The following is a 14,479-nucleotide window of genomic DNA, read 5'->3' on the forward strand; positions in this document are numbered from 1 at the left end:
TAGTTTGTGAGGTTTAATTGATTATTAATCAGTATATTATTTTTTTTAACGAAAAAAAGAAAAGACCACCTTGCCTCAAAGACCCAATTGAATATAGAGAGGGTTGCATGTTTTTTCAAAATAAAATAAAAAATAGCGTAGTCCTCACAACTACTTTTAGAGATTCTATAAACTTCAAACCTTTTCTTCGGCAAATTGTTGATAACAACTAAACGACAAAAATGATGATTTCGGTTAGCGAATTATACCAAAAATACAAAGAATGTACTGGCGTATCTACCGATACCCGTAAGATTGATCAAGGTGTTTTGTTTGTGGCATTGAAAGGACCCAACTTTGATGCCAACCAGTTTGCTACTCAAGCACTAGAAAAAGGTGCTGCTTACGTGGTAGTTGACGATCCAGCAGTTGTTCAGAATGAGCGCTATTTATTGGTGGAGGACGGTCTACTGGCTTTACAACAACTGGCAAATTACCACCGTAAACAATTGAATATTCCTTTTGTAGGACTCACAGGTTCAAATGGAAAAACTACCACTAAGGAATTGATAAACTGTGTTTTATCCAAGAAATATAAAACTTATGCAACGCTTGGTAACCTTAATAACCATATTGGCGTACCTCTGACTGTTTTGGCGATTGATGATTCTGTAGAACTCGCCATTATCGAAATGGGCGCTAATAAGCAAGGAGATATAAAAGAGCTAGTGGATATTTGTGAGCCTACGCACGGCTTTATTACCAATATCGGAAAAGCGCATTTAGAGGGTTTTGGTGGTGTTGAAGGCGTTAGAAAAGGAAAAGGTGAATTATTTGATTTTTTATCAGAAAATCATCGTACCGTTTTTGTCAATGTAGCATCGGTTCCAACCTACGAAATGACGCAAGGCAAAAACTTTGCTGAGGTAATTACTTACAGTGCTGAGCCAAGTACCGATTTTGCTACCGTAGTTACTTTGACTGAAGAAATTCCCAATGTAACTTTTGAAGACTTGGATGGTCATTCATACACGACGCACTTGACAGGAAAGTATAATTTCTATAATATGTGCGCTGCTATTAGAATCGGACAATATTTTGGCATAGATACCCAAACGGCTTGTCAGGCAGTGGCAGATTATGTACCAAATAATAACCGTTCTCAGTTTGTTGAAAAAGGTACAAATCTTGTGCTCATGGATGCCTACAATGCAAACCCTTCTTCAATGAATGCGGCTATCACCAATTTTAATAATTTGAAGGCGGATAAAAAAATGGTGATTTTGGGCGATATGTTTGAGTTGGGAGAGGAGGCGGAAACAGAGCACCGCGCTATTGGAGAGCTATTGAAGAATTGTAATTTTGACTATATTCTTTTGGCAGGAAAATTGATGGAATCCGCTGTGTCTCAGTTGCCGATTATGAAAGTCCATTATTTCCCTGACAAGTTTGGTTTGCACGTATGGTTGCAAGACCATAAAGTCGAAAATACTCATGTCCTTGTAAAAGGTTCGAGAGGAATGGGTCTAGAAAGTGTATTACAGTTTCTGTAAATTAATATGCTTTAGGCTGTAAGCCATAGGCGCTTGGCAAGAAAGTTTCGATTCTTTCCTGAAAAAAACATTTAACTTTTAGCTTACGGCGTATAGCTTACAGCCTAAAGTGTTATAGTGCAATTTCTCTAACTTTGTTTGAAAATATGAGTAATGATTCGTTTAAAGAACTAAGAGGACCTAACCAAGGTGTCAATGGAATGCTACGTGCAGGTATCGCTGTTGTATCGGTGGTAGCTGCGGTGTTGCTATACATGGTGATTCAAAGCAATGATATTAAAAAAAGTCAACAAGAGGTCATTGAAGAAAAGGTAGTGCAGTTGGCCGAGACTCGTATCAAGCTAGACTCAATTATGCACCAATTGGATAGTAAAATTGCGGAAATCCAAGAATTAGGTGGAGATATTTCGGAGCTACAAAAAGCAAAAGCTAAGTTGGAGCTAGACAAGGCACAACTCCTCAAAAATACTTCTGAAGAGATTGCCAGTATAAAGGCAACGTATCAGGCTAAAATTCTGAGCTACGAATCCTTGCTCACCGTCAAAGAGCAAGAAATACAACGCTTGCGGGCAGAGAATACTGAATTGGCTTCACAAAATGAAGATCTTAGCGAAGAGAACACCAGTTTAAGATCCGAAAAGTCTGCACTTGCCAATACTGCCGCTCGAATACGCGCCCAAAAAGAGGATGCGGATATTCGGAATAAGGCATTAGCCGAAAAAGTCTCACGAGCTACAGCCTTAAAAACGGAGTTTGTGAAAATTACAGGCATCAATCAAAAAGGCAGAGAATTTGATGACAGAAGAATGAGAAATGACAAATTAGCTCGTCTCAAAATTTCTTTTATGTTAGCAAAAAATGAATTGACCGAACATGAGAAAAAAACGGTTTTTATCCGTATTCTCGATCCTGACGGTTCAACTCTTTTTGATGCAGCAACAGGCTCAGGTAGCTTTATTTTTGAAGGTAAAGATTACGCTTACACCACCAAAGCTGAAATTTATTACGATAACATCAATCAATTTGTAGAGGTTGCCTATCATAGAGGTACCGCATATCGTTCGGGTAAATACACCGTTGAGTTGTTTGCTGAAGGTTTTAAAATTGGAATTGGCGGTTTTGAGATTAAGTAGGTATTTGTCTAAGAGATATTTTTAAAAAGCATCGTACAAATCGGATAATATTCATGGGTTTGTACGGTGCTTTTTTATTTTTAAAACAGATTTAGTTGAAATAAATAAATTATCTTTATTTGGTTTGTATTTTAGATAATTTATTGAAATTAGATACTTTTGTGTTTTATAATTTCTATTTTTTGATACAATACTAAATGATTTATTGGTTTGCTTTTTAAATCTTCCTAAAACCTACTAATTTTGTACTTTATAAAGAATTGAGTAAAAATGTAAAAAATGCTTTAAGGATTTAAGTATCTGAAATAGAGTTTTTTAAATGCTTGATTTTTCAAATAGTAGAAATAATAAAAGTAAAAAATAAATGTCAACTACAACACAACCGTACACTCCGTACAAAGTAAAAGACATCGCCCTAGCTGATTGGGGTCGCAAAGAAATTCGTTTGGCTGAAGCTGAAATGCCAGGTTTGATGGCGCTTCGTGCTGAATATGGTGAATCTAAGCCATTGGCAGGTGCTCGTATTGCAGGATGTTTGCACATGACTATCCAAACTGCTGTATTGATTGAGACATTGGTAGCTTTGGGTGCTGATGTAACTTGGTCTTCTTGTAACATCTTCTCTACACAAGATCACGCTGCTGCTGCTATTGCTGCTGCGGGTATCCCAGTTTATGCTTGGAAAGGTATGAACGAAGAAGAGTTCAACTGGTGTATCGAACAAACTTTGTTCTTCGGCGAAGATCGTCAACCTTTGAACATGATTTTGGATGACGGTGGTGACTTGACTAACATGGTATTTGATAACTATCCAGAATTAATCGATGGTATCAAAGGTTTGTCAGAAGAAACTACAACTGGTGTTCACCGTTTGTATGAGCGATTGAAAAATGGTACATTGTATTTACCAGCTATCAACGTTAACGACTCAGTTACAAAATCTAAATTTGATAACAAATACGGTTGTAAAGAATCATTAGTTGACTCAATCCGTCGTGCGACTGACTTGATGTTGGCTGGTAAAGTAGCTGTAGTTGCTGGTTATGGTGACGTAGGTAAAGGTTCTGCTGAATCATTGCGTGGTGCTGGTTGTCGTGTATTGGTTACTGAAATCGACCCAATCTGTGCGCTTCAAGCGGCAATGGACGGTTTTGAAGTAGTTACAATGGACGAAGCTGCTACTCGTGCAAACATTTTTGTAACAGCTACAGGTAACGTAAACATTATCAAAGGTCGTCATTTCTTAGCAATGAAAGACAAAGCAGTAGTTTGTAACATCGGTCACTTCGATAACGAAATCGATATGGCTTGGTTGAACGGAACTTACGGCGCTACTAAACAACAAATCAAACCACAAGTTGATTTGTATACTGTAGAAGGAAAAGAAATCATTGTATTGGCTGAAGGTCGCTTGGTGAACTTAGGTTGTGCAATGGGTCACCCATCTTTTGTAATGTCTAACTCATTCTGTAACCAAACTTTGGCTCAATTAGAGTTGTGGTTGAACACAGACAAATATGAGAAAAACGTATATATCCTTCCAAAACACTTAGATGAGAAAGTAGCGAAATTGCACTTAGCTCACATCGGTGCTAAATTGGAAGTATTAGACGAAGAGCAAGCTGCTTATATCGGCGTAACAGTAGAAGGTCCATTCAAATCTGACTTGTACCGTTACTAGGATTTTGTCCTAAAACGACCTATATATCAAAGCCTCAATTACTTCGGTAGTTGGGGCTTTGTGCTTTAATGTAGAAGTCTCCAAATATTTTGAATTTATTCAAGAAGTCTACTAAATTTGGACAAATTCCTCCTCATCCTATCCTTTAAAATTTCAAACTTGATGTTGTTCTATAACCTTTTAAAAGAATTCCTAAGAATCTTACACTACTAAATCTTAAGTAGCTTTCGATTACTTTTGAATCGATGAGCTTTTATACGAACCCAATACCTCAATTTATATATTTCGTTGCACAACCACTTACCTATTTGTTGAGTGAATTACTGATTTTTATCCTTTGTGCTTTATATGAAAGGTATTTTACAAAATGCTTACTTAATATTTTTACTAGTTACTTGTGGAAATCCGCTGTTTGGCAAAGAGTTCACTTCTGATTCTACCAAACAAGAAACTGGACAAGCTTATGCGCCATCTACGCTTACTTTACGTATGCGTGATAAACATTCCCGAAAATATATTTTTGGACAATTTATCGTACAGTTTGAAAACGGACAAAAAACACTTGTCGAAACCGCCTCTACGCATGTTATTACTTTTACCAAAGAGACAAGACTAACGATAATCGCCCAATCAGAGGGTTATCAGAATCAGCAAAGAACTTTCCAGATTTTATTGGCTCCATTCGGAAAACACTATGAATTTGAGGCTTTTATGGAAAAAGCTGTAGGCGTCATCCGTGTTAATGCCATTGATGCTGAGACTAAGAAGAATGTCAAGAAAGTCAATTATATTGTCAGAAATACTGATACTGAAGAGCTACAAAAATACCTAGCTATTAGTACCGAAGGCTTAGTATATCTAAATCTCTTTGATACGCCTCTCAAGTATGAGCTCGAAATTTCGGCAAAAGGATATGAGCCTCAAACTATCAAATTAGATTCGACAAGCCTCGACAGGGTGTTAAACTATATGCTGACGCCCGTTAAAAAAGCGAGTGTCGTGATTCCATTAGTGGCGCAAGACCAGTTGACCAAAGATTTGATTCCTGTATTTGAGGTAGTTTCTACAAACTTAAAATTGACCGAAACCATGCCTTATAAAGTGCTATTGGTAGATGGCGATGAAATAGATATAGAACTGTCGGCGAAAGAATATGTAAGGTATTCTAAGCACTTTGTTGTGACAGATACTCTTTTAAATCTTGCTAAATTGATTGTGCCTCTCGAACGCAAAAGCTATACATTTCTCCTAAAATCTTGGGAAGACCAAGAACTTACAGAACACATTCAGGCTTCGTATAAAGTATTTGATTTGGAAACGAATACCTTGTTGCCTTTGGCTTTTCAAGGATTATTTCCAATGGTCGAGTTACATCCTTTCAAAGAGTATAGTGTTCATGTCGTGGCCAATGGCTATGAGCCAGTCATTGTGCGTTTTGCGCCCTTAAATTTTATCAAGAGTAAACAGTTTTCGAAAGATTTTATCTTAAAAAAGAAAAAAGTAGTACCTAAAGCAGAACCTAATATCGTTATCCAATCAAAAGAGTTTGGTGTAATCGAAAAAGGTAAAGCTATTACCTTGCGTAATTTATATTTCGACCAAAGTAGTCCAGTTTTACGAAAAGAATCCTTTCAAGAATTAGATTCACTCGTAAATCTTTTGAGAGATAACCCAAGTCTCAAGCTCGAAATACGGGGTCATACCGACAATGTGGGAGATTTTAACCTCAACTTAAAACTATCACAAGACCGTTGTCAGTCAGTCATTGGATATTTGATAACAAAAGGTATTCAAGCAGATAGGCTAAAAGCTGTGGGGCGTGGGCCACTTGATCCTGTTGTTCCGAATTCTACAGAGGAAAATAAAAAGAAAAATCGCCGTGTAGAATTTATCAGACAATGACGTGATTGCTGATATAGGATGTTTGATTTCGGATTTCTAACTTACTATTTCACATTATTTCCGAAATCAGCAATCCCCAATCAGCAATAATAAAAAAATACATTCACAATTCACCACTCACAATTCAGCACTATTATTTAATAGTGGTATCTTATCGTCTAAAATATAAATAGAGAAAAAGCTTTTCTCTGAAAATCAGTATAAATACCCACTCGTTTACTTTTTCGAGAAACAAACTTACTACCTTTATGTCTACTTCAAACCGTCGTCAGTTTATTGCTGACTTAGCTATGATTGGGGCTGCTTCTATGATCTCACAATCGCTTTTTGCAGCCAAACCATCATCTATCAAAATTGCCTATTCTGCTATTACTTGGGGAGGGAAAGACCTCAATGCTATGCAGGATATTGCCTCATTGGGCTTTAAGGGAATTCAGCTTCGTGCTAATGCCTATGATAATTACAAAACTAAAGTTCAGGAGTTAAAAGACTTATTGAGCCAGCATCATTTAACACTAGCTATGTTTTCGAGTGGTAATGTAGAGGTTGATCCAGCTCGTATTTCAAGCAATGTGGATTACCACGTGGCACATGCGAGTTTTGTAAAAGCATTGGGTGGCGATGCCCTTCAATTGACCAACAGTTTGCGAAAAAATAATCAAGCGCCAACCAAAGATGAATTGAAAGCTTTGGCAAAAGTAATGAACCAAATTGGAGAACAAACGGCAGATTTGGGTGTTCAAACTACCTATCACAATCACATGCACCAATGGGGAGAAACACCAGAAGAAGTAGATATTTTGATGCAAGAGACGAATCCTAAATTTGTGAAAATGCTCTTAGATGTGGCACATTATCACCAAGGAGGAGGCGTACCAGCAAAGGCAGTTGAGCAATATAAAGACCGATTATTTGCTTTGCATATCAAGGATGTAAAAAGTCCTCTGGCTGACAAACCTAATGACCCTAAAGCCTATAAATTTGTAGAGCTAGGACAAGGAAATGTGGATTTGCCAGCGGTATTTAAGGCTTTAGAAAAAATTAAATTTAATCGTTGGGCTGTAGTTGAGCTAGATGGCGTACCCGAGCCTAACCGCACGCCTCTCGAATCAGCAACCATCAGCAAAACCTATTTGAACGATAAATTGAAACAAAAGATATAGAATTTTTGAAGGTATCTGAGTGATATTAAATATTCAATTGAGTGAATTGAGACTGTTGAATGAGCGATTATTTTAAGATAAATTTTACTTATAAAGAAACAATTCTTTAGCTCTAAAGAGGTATCATTCGGAAATATAATATCAAAAAAGGCGTTTGAAAAACTAATTTCGAACGCCTTTTTTGATAAACTGTTGGTAAATAACCCCAATGCCAAAATTTGGGATGACTCAGCTTAAGACACAAGCATTGCGTCTCTACCACTAGAATACAGATTTTTAAAATAATCACTCATTCGCTCAACCACAACAAAATCACTCAATATAGTAATACCTCATATTTTGCCTTTTTCTACAAAAACACCTATCTTGCAGGGTTTTCAAAACCAACATATTATGAATTAACAATTTCCTCTAAGATTTGGTGTAGGCATTGGATAACCCTATCTAGTACACCTATTAGCTGGCTTCTGACAGCGAAAATGCCCTTTCGAACATTCTTTTATAATACATTTTCGGTAATTATTGACTTTCTGATTTTCAGACAGTGTACTTATGGTCTCATGAAAAACTATCATGCTGAGTGATGCGGTAATTCATGCTATCATAGTGATGTATTGTCTGATAAAAAGTTGATGTCCTGAAAAACCTTAAACAATCGCTAAACACTTCGTCGTTATGTCGGACAAACGCAACCCTGCAATTATTTTTATTTTTATCACAATGCTCATTGATGTTCTTGGTATAGGCATTATTATCCCGATTTTACCAGACTTAATTGAGGAGTTTGTAGGAGGGGGAACCTCCAATGCTGCTATTTATGGTTCAATGCTAATGGCATCTTATGCGGTTATGCAATTTTTGTTATCGCCTGTTATAGGCGGTTTGAGCGACCAATATGGTCGTCGTCCTATTATTCTGGCATCCTTACTGGGCTTTTCAGTCGACTATCTATTATTGGCTTTTGCCCCTAATATTACTTGGCTATTTGTCGGTCGTTTGATTGCAGGCGTTACAGGAGCGAGCTTCACCACTGCAAGTGCGTATATTGCTGATATTACGAAACCTGAAGATCGTGCCAAAAATTTTGGAATGGTCGGTGCTGCATTTGGTCTCGGTTTTATTATTGGTCCTGTCATTGGGGGTGTTTTGGGTGAAATTCACATCAAATTACCATTTTTTGCTTCGGCAGGTCTTACCGCAATCAACTGGCTTTATGGGTATTTTATTTTGCCTGAATCTTTACCCAAAGAAAATCGTCGTCCCTTTGACTGGCGTCGCTCCAATCCGATTGGGACATTGTCGAACATGACCAAGTATCCTCTATTGTTTGGCTTGTCTATTGCGTTATTCTGCATTCAATTGGCTGGACAAACCAATCCTAGTACATGGGCGTATTATACCAAATTGGTATTTCACTGGACCAAAACCGAGATAGGTTTGTCATTAGGTTTTGCAGGTGTAGCAGTGGCTATTGTACAAGGATTTTTGAGTAGAAAAATTATACCAAAACTTGGCGAAAAGAAGTCAATCTTGGTCGGTTTAGCGTTTTGGTCAACAGGTTTCTTCTTGTATTCTCTAGCTTGGAAAGGCTGGATGATGTACGTCATTATGATGCCCTTTGCCATGGGCGGTATTGCAGGACCTGCTATACAGTCGGTCATGACACAACAGGTTGGGGCTGATGAGCAAGGTGAGTTACAAGGTGGAATCACCAGTATATTTAGCATGACCTCAATATTAGGGCCTATTATTGCCTCTAATTTATTTAGCTATTTCTCTTCACCAGAGGCTCCTATCTATTTTCCTGGAGCAGCGTTTTTTTCGGGTTCTGTGTTAGCCGCTCTAGGACTTGTGATTGCGTATTTATCATTTCCCAAAAAGAAAGTACAACCATCTGTCAGCGAATAATACGTTCTGTCCCAATTCCGTTTGATAAGTAGAGATAATTAAAGTAGCTTTCAAGCGTAAATTGGAGCTCAAAGATTTGATTGAGGTAAGCCAAAAGGTTAAATAGTATTTTGAAGAAATCATGAATACATTTTTGCCGAAAGCCCAATTGTTAAATCTTATTATGAATGTAAAATGTTGATAATTAAAAAATACATTCACAATTCACAACTCATAATTCAGCACTAATACTTATTACCTTATTAACTAAAACTAAACAAAAAATGAAGGTTTCAAAATTTTTGGTCTCTGCACTAGTTGTTGTTGCAACTACTGTGTCATCAATGGCTCAAACAGCCGAAGAAATTGCAAAAAAGCATATCGAAGCTATAGGTGGAGTAGAAAAATGGAAAGCAATTAAAAGTATCGAAATTCAGAATCGTATGTCGATTGGTGGCATGGAAGTCGAGTCCAAATCTATCATTTTAGTTGGAAAAGGACTTCGTACTGAAGCATCAGTGATGGGGCAAAAAATTATTACAGCATTAGATGGCGATCAAGGTTGGACAATCCTCCCTACGATGATGGGTGGTACAGGCGAACCTCAAGAATTGCCAAACGCCGTGACAAAACAAACCAAAGGTCAAATGAACTTTGGAGGTGCACTCATCGATTACGTTGAAAAAGGAGCTACACTAGAATTAGTTGGCAAAGAAAAAGTAGATAACGTTGAGGCTTATCGTTTGAAATTGACAGAAAAAAATGGAGATGTAACAAACGTATTTGTTTCTCCATCGACATATTACATTGTAAAAACGACTGCCAGCAGAGTGATTAATGCAAAAAATACAGATATAGAATTGTCTTTCTCAAATTTTAAGGCAGTAGATGGCTTGATTTTCCCATATACAACCGAAATTCCATCGCCTATGGGTGGAGGTCAAATGACTATGGAAGTAGATTCAATCAAGTTGAATCCAAGTGTGGATGAAGCTATTTTCAAAAAGCCTGCAAAGAAATAAAATAGAGAAATTTACCAACTCATTCAAATTTGAATCGATGAATGAGGAAAAACTTTTCTATTTGACCAAAACAATTTCAAAACCTCATAGCTAAATCCAAAAGCTGTGAGGTTTTTGTTTGCCCTTTTTGTAATTTTGTCATTGTAATAAATCTTAAAAAGTCCTCCAATCCTACAGATACGGGCGCAGATTCTGACAATACAATGTATAAACTTTTTTTACAGCCACTCTTATTCCGTTTTGATGCTGAGAAGGCTCACTATTTTACTTTTGATTTAATAAAGGCATTATTCAAAATCCCTTTTTTTCCAACCATTTTTAAAGCCATCTATCAGTATGAAAACCCTGCTTTGGAAAAGACAGTTTTTGGACTCAAATTCAAAAATCCAGTTGGCTTGGCCGCAGGTTTGGATAAAAACGCAGTGCTTGTAGACGAACTTTCTGCGATGGGTTTTGGCTTTGTGGAAATAGGTACCCTTACTCCAAAGCCTCAGCCTGGCAACGACAAACCTCGTTTGTTTCGTTTGAAAGCTGATGAAGCGTTAATTAACCGAATGGGTTTTAATAACGATGGCGTAAAGGAGGCAGCAGCTCGTTTGAAAAAGCGTAATAGCAACGTATTGATTGGTGGAAATATTGGTAAAAATAAAGTAACACCAAACGAGGAAGCGGTGAATGATTATATGATTTGCTTCAATGAACTCTTTGATGTGGTTGATTATTTTGTGGTAAATGTAAGCTCGCCCAATACGCCAAATTTGAGAGCTTTGCAAGAGAAAGAACCCTTGAAGGATTTATTACAAACTTTGCAAAAAGATAATGAACGTCGTCCGAAACAAAAGCCAATTTTGTTGAAAATTGCACCAGATTTGACCGAATCACAATTGGACGATATTATTGAAATTGTTCAAGAAACAAAAATTGCGGGAGTGATTGCCACCAATACCACTATTTCGAGGGAAGGCTTACAGTCTTCTGAGGAATTAGTCAAAGAAATAGGAGGGTTGAGTGGAAAACCCGTAACCAAACGCTCAACAGAAGTGATTCGTTATTTATCACAAAAATCAGGAAAAGCGTTCCCTATCATTGGTGTGGGAGGTATTCATTCTCCTGAAGATGCTGAAGAAAAACTAAACGCTGGCGCTGATTTGGTTCAAGTATATACAGGTTTTATTTACGAAGGTCCAGGGCTAGTAAGTAGAATTAATCGTTATTTAGCGAAGAAGTAGTAAATAAAGGCATAAGTTATAAAGGCACAAAGTGGTAAAGTGTTTAGTATTTATAGTTAAAATAACTATTTCACTTTATGCCTTTGAACCTTTGTCCCTAATTGATATTTTTTTCCTTACTCTAATCCGATTTGAGATTTTGTTAAGTCACAAATCATCCTTTCGAAGAGTGAATACCCTTCGAAATATTTAAAATGTTATGGCTAGAAATATTCCCAAAGATCCTGAGCAAAACCGACCTAAGGAAAAAGCTCGTTCAGCTTCACCAAGCCCATTCAAATTAGATTTTGGTGGCTCAGGTGTTGAACGTGCCCGTTTACTGATTGGTGGTGTTTTGGTGTTGTTTTCCGTATTTATGTTTTTCTCATTTTTTTCGCACCTTTTTACAGGAAAAGCAGATCAAAGTGAGATACATAACTCTTTGTCGAGTTTGGCAGAAACAGGTAAGAAAACCAAAAACTTTTTTGGGGTATTTGGCGCAAAATTAGCTGACCTTTTAGTACTTCGTTACTTTGGGGTTTCGGCTTTTTGGTTAGTGCCAATGACATTTTTTACAGGAGTACAAATCGGACTAAAACGAAGCCTTGTTAATTTAGAAAGGTTTACCAAACTTTCTATTTTTGGTATTTTGTGGGGAAGTACCTTCCTAGGATTTTGGGTTTACACATTTCATATTGCCGACAACTGGAGCGATTTATGTGGAGGAATGGGCTACTATCTCAACGAATATATGGATAGTCTCATGGGACCTTTTACGATTTTTGTAATATTATTTCTGCTCATACTCTTTATCTCGTTTTTCTACGGAACTGAGGTTTTAGTGGAATTTATGGAAAGGTTATTAGCTCCTACCGAACCCGAAACAGAGACCAACGAAGAGCAAAATGCAGATGATATTAGCCAAGCCAAAAATATTCGCAGGGTAAGGGATGATCTTGAAAATACAGCTAAAAATACAAAGAATACTTTAAGAGTACCAGAGCCAGAGTTTGAGGATGATGATTTGCTGACAAGAGAAGATAATGCTGATGAAGAGAGTATCAGACCATATTTGCCACCAATTGTAGAAGCAAAAGCCAATACACCAGCTCAAACAATTAGCCCTGCGAGTACTGCTAGAAAAGAAGTCTCATTGACCATAGAAAATACCTTGGAAGGAGATTTACCTGAGACAATCGACGAAATCGAGGAGGATATTCCTGTTACAGAAACATCAAAAGACGAAGCTAGCGATGAGCTAGTCAAACGATTTGGTTTATACGACCCTACGCTAGATTTACCTAATTATCAGTTCCCATCCGTTTCTTTGTTGAAAGATTATGACATGGGGAAAGCACAGGTTTCGCAAGAAGAATTGAAGGCTAATTCGAATAAGATTGTTGATACTCTTGGACATTATGGAATTGGTATTGCCGATATTAAGGCTACAATTGGACCAACAGTAACGCTTTATGAAATTATTCCTGATGCTGGGGTTCGAATTTCGAAAATCAAAAACCTAGAGGATGATATTTCCTTAGCCTTGGCAGCTTTGGGAATTCGTATTATTGCACCAATTCCAGGTAAAGGAACCATTGGTATTGAAGTTCCTAACAAAAACCGAGAAATGGTACCTGTTAAAATGGTGATTGGTTCAGAAAAATTCCAGAAATCCACGGCTGATTTGCCAATTGTATTAGGTAAAACGATTAGTAATGACATCTTTATGACTGACCTTGCCAAAATGCCTCACCTTTTGATGGCAGGGGCAACAGGTCAGGGTAAGTCGGTGGGATTGAACATGATTCTGACGTCTTTGTTGTATAAAAAGCATCCTTCGCAACTAAAGTTTGTGTTGGTGGATCCTAAAAAGGTGGAATTAACGCTTTTCAACAAAATTGAACGCCATTTCTTGGCCATGCTTCCAAATGCAGCCGAGGCGATTATTACTGATACCAAAAAGGTGGTAAATACTCTTAATTCCTTGTGTATAGAAATGGATAATCGTTACAATCTGTTGAAAGATGCAGGTTGTCGTAACCTTAAAGAATATAACGCCAAGTTTGTCAATCGTCGATTAAATCCAGATAAAGGACACTATTTTATGCCTTATATCGTGTTGGTAGTCGATGAGCTTGCCGACTTGATGATGACAGCAGGTAAGGAAGTGGAACAACCTATTGCTCGTTTGGCGCAGTTGGCTCGTGCCATTGGTATTCACTTGGTGATTGCCACTCAGCGTCCATCAGTAAACGTTATTACGGGTACAATTAAGGCAAACTTCCCAGCTCGTTTGTCGTTTAAAGTAACATCTAAAATTGACTCAAGAACTATTTTAGATACAGGTGGTGCCGAACAATTAGTTGGAATGGGGGATATGCTACTTTCGACAGGTTCAGATATTATTCGTTTGCAGTGTGCTTTTGTGGATACGCCAGAGGTAGAAGATGTTTGTGAATATATTGGCGAGCAAAGTGGCTACGATTCAGCATATTTATTACCTGAATTTGAAGGGGATTCTGGTGGTGGAAACGAAAAAGGTGATTTTGACTCTAAAGATAAAGACGAATATTTCGAAGAAGCAGCAAGGTTGATAGTTACCCACCAACAAGGTTCTACTTCACTCATTCAACGTCGTTTAAAATTGGGTTATAACCGAGCAGGACGTATCATCGATCAACTTGAAAAAGCGGGTGTTGTAGGTCCGTTTGAAGGATCTAAAGCTCGTGAAGTATATATAAAAGACTTAGACGCTCTTGAAAAAATGTTGAGAGATTTATAGGTCATTGAGTGATTTATGATTGAGTGATTTATAGGTCATTGAGTGATTTATGATTGAGTGATGAACTGTATTAAAAATCAAACTTTCAGGCAAATATTATTTTGTGAGCGCAATTTTATTTGCCTGAAAATCATTCTGAAACACAGTATTGTTTTTGACGATAGCGAAA

9 protein-coding genes are annotated in these 14,479 nt (G+C 37.4%); all 9 read left to right on the forward strand.

The window, feature by feature from the left end:
- Positions 1-221 precede the first annotated feature (221 nt).
- The 9 genes from QM481_RS24345 to QM481_RS24385 all read left to right on the forward strand — a co-directional run bounded on the left by QM481_RS24345 (position 222) and on the right by QM481_RS24385 (position 14,310).
- On the forward strand, positions 222-1,532 hold the full coding sequence (locus tag QM481_RS24345) for a UDP-N-acetylmuramoyl-tripeptide--D-alanyl-D-alanine ligase (RefSeq protein ID WP_310589684.1): 1,311 nt from the start codon (positions 222-224) through the stop codon (positions 1,530-1,532).
- Positions 1,533-1,678: 146 nt separating this feature from the next.
- Positions 1,679-2,665 (forward strand): DUF8428 domain-containing protein, encoded by a 987-nt coding sequence (locus tag QM481_RS24350; protein WP_283383722.1) that lies wholly within the window; start codon positions 1,679-1,681, stop codon positions 2,663-2,665.
- A 364-nt stretch (positions 2,666-3,029) separates the two neighbouring features.
- Entirely contained in the window at positions 3,030-4,346 is a 1,317-nt protein-coding gene (gene ahcY / locus QM481_RS24355) for an adenosylhomocysteinase (protein ID WP_166549181.1), read from the forward strand.
- A gap of 348 nt (positions 4,347-4,694) precedes the next feature.
- Positions 4,695-6,248, forward strand: coding sequence for an OmpA family protein (locus tag QM481_RS24360; protein ID WP_283383723.1), 1,554 nt, complete (start codon positions 4,695-4,697; stop codon positions 6,246-6,248).
- A 248-nt stretch (positions 6,249-6,496) separates the two neighbouring features.
- Entirely contained in the window at positions 6,497-7,411 is a 915-nt protein-coding gene (locus QM481_RS24365) for a sugar phosphate isomerase/epimerase family protein (RefSeq protein ID WP_283383724.1), read from the forward strand.
- A gap of 675 nt (positions 7,412-8,086) precedes the next feature.
- Complete coding sequence (locus tag QM481_RS24370) at positions 8,087-9,319, forward strand: TCR/Tet family MFS transporter (RefSeq protein ID WP_166549177.1); 1,233 nt, start codon at positions 8,087-8,089, stop codon at positions 9,317-9,319.
- Positions 9,320-9,582: 263 nt separating this feature from the next.
- The gene (locus QM481_RS24375; protein ID WP_283383725.1) at positions 9,583-10,320 is read left to right on the forward strand and encodes a LolA-like protein; all 738 of its coding nucleotides are present in this window, start codon (positions 9,583-9,585) and stop codon (positions 10,318-10,320) included.
- A 203-nt stretch (positions 10,321-10,523) separates the two neighbouring features.
- Positions 10,524-11,549 carry a quinone-dependent dihydroorotate dehydrogenase gene (locus QM481_RS24380; protein ID WP_283383726.1) on the forward strand — a complete coding sequence of 342 codons (1,026 nt, stop codon included), beginning with the start codon at positions 10,524-10,526 and terminating at the stop codon, positions 11,547-11,549.
- Positions 11,550-11,748: 199 nt separating this feature from the next.
- Positions 11,749-14,310, forward strand: a complete 2,562-nt coding sequence (locus QM481_RS24385) for an FtsK/SpoIIIE family DNA translocase (protein WP_283383727.1) — start codon at positions 11,749-11,751, stop codon at positions 14,308-14,310.
- Positions 14,311-14,479 lie beyond the last annotated feature (169 nt).

The sequence above is a fragment of the Flectobacillus rivi genome (genome assembly GCF_030056655.1).
GTDB classification, from domain to species: domain Bacteria; phylum Bacteroidota; class Bacteroidia; order Cytophagales; family Spirosomataceae; genus Flectobacillus; species Flectobacillus rivi.

Coding starts and splice junctions, on each gene's coding strand:
- QM481_RS24345 (WP_310589684.1), top strand. CDS start 222: ATGATGATTTCGGTTAGCGAATTATACCAAAAATACAAAGAATGTACT.
- QM481_RS24350 (WP_283383722.1), top strand. CDS start 1,679: ATGAGTAATGATTCGTTTAAAGAACTAAGAGGACCTAACCAAGGTGTC.
- ahcY (WP_166549181.1), top strand. CDS start 3,030: ATGTCAACTACAACACAACCGTACACTCCGTACAAAGTAAAAGACATC.
- QM481_RS24360 (WP_283383723.1), top strand. CDS start 4,695: ATGAAAGGTATTTTACAAAATGCTTACTTAATATTTTTACTAGTTACT.
- QM481_RS24365 (WP_283383724.1), top strand. CDS start 6,497: ATGTCTACTTCAAACCGTCGTCAGTTTATTGCTGACTTAGCTATGATT.
- QM481_RS24370 (WP_166549177.1), top strand. CDS start 8,087: ATGTCGGACAAACGCAACCCTGCAATTATTTTTATTTTTATCACAATG.
- QM481_RS24375 (WP_283383725.1), top strand. CDS start 9,583: ATGAAGGTTTCAAAATTTTTGGTCTCTGCACTAGTTGTTGTTGCAACT.
- QM481_RS24380 (WP_283383726.1), top strand. CDS start 10,524: ATGTATAAACTTTTTTTACAGCCACTCTTATTCCGTTTTGATGCTGAG.
- QM481_RS24385 (WP_283383727.1), top strand. CDS start 11,749: ATGGCTAGAAATATTCCCAAAGATCCTGAGCAAAACCGACCTAAGGAA.